This is a genomic window from Halorubrum rarum (assembly GCF_048380895.1).
Classification (GTDB): Archaea; Halobacteriota; Halobacteria; order Halobacteriales; family Haloferacaceae; genus Halorubrum.
Map to the genome: position 1 here is coordinate 1 of NZ_JBLWMN010000032.1, position 2130 is coordinate 2130.

A 2130-nucleotide genomic window follows, 5' to 3' on the forward strand; every position below is an offset into this window, starting at 1 on the left:
TGGGCCGGCGCAGCGCGGAATTACGTCTTTGTGCGACCGACTCAGGGGTCTCTATCTGGCGATACATCTCACTGGACGTCGTTTTGGGTATCATTGGTAAAACCGAGCTTCTCAAGGTGTTGTCGGCGGCTCTCCATCTGGTCGTAGTACCGGTTCCAGCGCTGGCTCTCGGTCGCCCAATCGTAGTGGGTCCGGATCGTTTTTACCGAGGCGTTGACACGCTCGGCGACGACCTCAGGCGGGATGCCCGCGTTCAGCATCCACGTGATCGCACCCGTACGGATACGGTGTGGAGATCGGGACGACGGGCACTTGCTGCCGTGGACGAACTCCGTGAACTCACAGTCGATCCGGTCCTTCCCGTGTGGGCAAGGTGAGTGAAGACAGGGCTGGGTAGCGAGGTACGACCAGCTCCGGATCGTGTTCTCGGTCGGTCGCCCGTCCCGACTCGCGAGGAACGGCTGCCGATCGTGGTCGTCGTGAACGTCGTACCGGTTCCCCATGTACTCCCGGAGCACTCGGGCGACCTCCGTGCGGAGTCCGACCGGTCGCTCTCCGTGCAGCTTGTTCTTGAGTGGGGTGTCCGTCTCCGGTCGGTGATGAAACTCGACGTATCCCTCTTCGGGGTAGACGTCTCGAACGTCGAGCGCGCGGAGTCCGCCCTGTCTCGCGCCCGTGTGCCACGCGAGTTCGAGAAAGGCGTGGTTTCGGGACGCGCGATCGCGGTCGGAGTTGCGATAGTATTTCAGGAGTGTGAACGCCGCTTCAGTCGTGAGGGTCTCGGAGTTCGAGCGTTCGGACGGGTCGATATCGGGAACGCGGACCGAATCGACGAGGGAGTCATCGACCGCCTCAAGCTGGGCGAGGTACTCGATGAACTTCTGGATCGTCCACATCTCGCCTTCGAGGGTTGCGGGGGCGACCGCGCCACTGCGCAGTTCGTAGTACTCATCGAGGTCGTATCCGCGAAGGTCCCCGATCTCCTCGAGTCCGATCCCTTCACACCACTCGACGAACAGTTTTAGCCGGTACTTCCACGCCTTGACGCTGGCGTCGGTGGAGTCGGATCGACGTCGACGAAGGTATCGGGTGACCGCTTGGCGGGGATGGAGCCTCGAGGGGTCGCGTGAGCGCTCCGTCATCAGTCGCGGCTCCCTCCGTCACCGTCCGGCGAGGTCACAGGAACCCCTCCGGAGCGTCGAGTATCTCGTGGTCGGGATGCTCCTCGGTGAAGTGATTGAGGTAGCCACCGACCTGCCGGGCGTACCTGGTGAATCCGTCGGGTGGGTCCGGGTCGATCGAGGCACCGCACACCTCGCAGAACGAGAGATGAGACAGATCGTCTCCTAAGTCATCGCTCATACTGAATCAAGCTCCGTGAGGCTGGCCTGTTCGGTTGTGTCGTCGTCGCTCACGCTCGGCGTTCTATCGATAAGCTGGCAGCGCGGACAGCTTGTCTCGCTGTCCGAGACGATGAGCCCGCAGTCGGCACACTCCCAACACCGCGGCCCGGCGCGCGTTCTGGCGCGTGGCACTTTGTTCATCGATTCTTCTCCGGTGTGTTCGGCACGCCCGCCGGGACCGGACGAATGCCACCGTTTCCATCGCGACTCTCGCCCTCTCCCGGCTCGCGATCAGCTCCGTCAGATGAATCAGTCATCAGACGACCTCCGGTCAAGTTCACCGTCATACGGTCCGGTCTCAGTCAGGAGCCGGACACGATCGCGTGTAAGAAGTGCACCCGTTTTCCGGTCGCGGAGTCTGTAGAATGCACCATCAACGTCTTCGCGACGAGCGCAGTATTGACACCAGAAGTGATGATTGGTTGGTTCCCACGTTCGGTGTCCAAGAGGGCAGAGGTACCGCCAACGATCGCGCTCGTTCTCGATGCGAACGAGTTCCTTTGAGGGCATCACGTTACGCCGACGAGCGGGTATATAAAAGACGAAATCCTTGTACGGAGAGCGAAAGTAAACGGATCGGCGGAAGTGAAACCGTCGAACCGAGCTGGTCGTTGTCCCTTCTCTCGACACGGCTGGACCGTCGTAGGGGGTTTGAATACCTCCCGTAGTCTTTGCTGACATGGCTTTCGTGCCTCAGTCACGGAAGCCGGTGCGAACCCGAGGGGGA

At 61.3% G+C, this 2130-nt stretch carries 2 protein-coding genes; both read right to left on the reverse strand.

What is annotated here, in order from left to right; translation table 11 throughout:
• Positions 1–68: 68 nt before the first annotated feature.
• Entirely contained in the window at positions 69–1142 is a 1074-nt protein-coding gene (locus ACNSN7_RS15395; protein ID WP_418283183.1) for a tyrosine-type recombinase/integrase, read from the reverse strand.
• 34 nt (positions 1143–1176) lie between these two features.
• Positions 1177–1362 carry a hypothetical protein gene (locus tag ACNSN7_RS15400; protein WP_418283184.1) on the reverse strand — a complete coding sequence of 62 codons (186 nt, stop codon included), beginning with the start codon at positions 1360–1362 and terminating at the stop codon, positions 1177–1179.
• Positions 1363–2130: the final 768 nt, after the last annotated feature.